Source organism: Streptomyces sp. UH6, from assembly GCF_013421635.1.
Taxonomy (GTDB): Bacteria; Actinomycetota; Actinomycetes; order Streptomycetales; family Streptomycetaceae; genus Streptomyces; species Streptomyces abyssomicinicus.
The window spans coordinates 1-1,853 of sequence record NZ_JACADT010001073.1 but is presented as its reverse complement, the minus strand read 5'-3'; the positions used below and the strand labels follow the sequence as shown (position 1 = coordinate 1,853).

At 70.8% G+C, this 1,853-nt stretch carries 2 protein-coding genes and 1 pseudogene; 1 reads left to right on the top strand and 2 read right to left on the bottom strand.

Annotated features, from left to right (window positions below; all coding sequences use genetic code 11):
- Both HW445_RS29335 and HW445_RS29330 read right to left on the bottom strand, forming a co-directional pair.
- The coding region (locus HW445_RS29335; RefSeq protein ID WP_180223855.1) for a TerD family protein at positions 1-524 on the bottom strand (524 nt) is incomplete at its 3' end.
- 109 nt (positions 525-633) lie between these two features.
- The gene (locus tag HW445_RS29330) at positions 634-1,212 is read right to left on the bottom strand and encodes a M48 family metallopeptidase (protein WP_374939717.1); all 579 of its coding nucleotides are present in this window, start codon (positions 1,210-1,212) and stop codon (positions 634-636) included.
- Positions 1,213-1,486: 274 nt separating this feature from the next.
- Here HW445_RS29330 and HW445_RS29325 point away from each other — a divergent pair.
- Positions 1,487-1,853: pseudogene (locus HW445_RS29325) on the top strand (ThiF family adenylyltransferase); the annotation flags it as partial.

The window sequence follows — 1,853 nt, the reverse complement described above, 5'->3', positions numbered from 1 at the left end:
GCGACCTCGCCGCCGAAGTTCCGCAGCAGCGCGTCGAGGCCGCCGTCGAAGCCCTGGCCGACCGCGGCGAAGCGCCAGACGTCCTTGAGGTACAGGTCCGCCAGCATCACCGCGCGCTCGGTGGAGAACTCGCTGCCGTCGAACGGGTAGCGGGCCACCTCCTCGCCGCCCGCGACGATCCGGAGGTAACCCGGCCCGACCTGGGACATCTGGCCGGCGCCGTCGATGGTCGCGGTGAACGACAGCTTCTGGATCGCCGGCGGCATCCGGTCCAGCGTGACCCGGAAGGACTGCGTGTCGCCCGCCTGCTCGCCCAGCAGCTGGATCGCCTCCTCGGGCGACTTCGGCTGGTTGTAGAAGATGAAGTAGCGGTCGTCGGAGAGACGCTCGTCGGCGTCCAGCCCGAAGCAGCTGATGTCGAAGCTCAGCCCCGGCCCGGCGATCCGCACACCGACGTAGAGGTCGGTGCCCGCGGTCAGATCACTGATCCTGGCCTTGTGGCCGCGTTGGAATTCCCTGGTCATGCGTTACGCCCGTCCCCCATTCCGGTCCCGAAAGATGCTCGGTCAGGCTAGCTGGTCATTCCGGGGACCGGGTCGGCCGGGACACAGCCGCTACAGAACGGGGACCAACTCAGTCCGGCTCGCCGGGCCGTGCGGCGGGCAGATGCGGCAACCGTTCCGCGGCCACCACTCCTTCGAGGTACCCCCGGGCCCGCTCGGTACGGGGGTACGTCTCCAGCAGTCGCCAGAAGTCCGATCCGTGACCGGGGACCAGCAGGTGGGCCAGTTCGTGGAGCAGGACGTAGTCGACGACGTACTCCGGCATGCCCTGGAGCCGGTGGGAGAGCCGGATACTTCCCTCGGCGGGGGTGCAGGACCCCCAGCGGCTGTTCTGGTTGGTCACCCAGCGCACCGTGACGGGTCTGGCCCGGCCGCCCAGGTACTGCTCGGACAGCCGCGCGGCACGCCGGCCCAGCTCCGAGTCGTCCAGGGTGCGCCGGCTCTCCTGGGCGGCCAGCTTGTCCAGCATCACCCGCACCCAGCGCCGTTCCTCCGCCTCGGACATGCGGGCCGGGATCAGCACCACGGTGCGGTCACCCTCCCGGTAGGCGGAGACCGTACGGCGTCTGCGGGCGCTCCTGCGCACCTCCACCGCGTCCGCCGAGGGGACCCGGGGGGACACGCCCGGGACACCGCTCGGCTGTGTCACGGCGTGGGAGGAAGCGTCGGAGGGCACCCCTTGACGTTACCGCCTGCGACAGGAGACGTCCCCGGTGCACACCGGATCCGATCTGATATGCCCACCGCCGGAGCCGTCCGTTCCGCAGTTGGTACGACGAATACCAGGTGCCTGTGGACAACTGCCCGCACCGATGGGGCGGATGGAGGCATGCTGTCGACCGACGGCCCGTTCCGTGCCGTTCCAGTGGATTTGGTCACATCCGGTGCGAGATGCGCCGGTTGGGCCGGAAGGGTTGGTCGTCGTGCATCCCAGGGTGAAGCCCGCGCTCCGCCGCGGCTGGCGTGATCTGAACACGGTGCAGTTCGGGATGACCCCGGCGCACGCCATGACGCTCGCGCCGGTCGACACGGCGACAGGCACCTTCCTCGACCTCCTCAACGGCACCCGGGGCATGGAGCTGCTGCGTGAGGAGGCGGTGCGGATGGGGCTGCCGGAGGATCACGCGGACGGGCTGGTCGGGCGTCTCTCCGAGGCCGGTCTGCTGGACGACGCCACCGGCGGAGGCCCGGAGGGCGACGTGCTGCGCGAGCGTCCCCACGCCGTGGACCGGCTCCGGCCCGACCTCGCCACGCTCTCCCTGACGGCCCCCGCTCCCGGCGACGCGATCC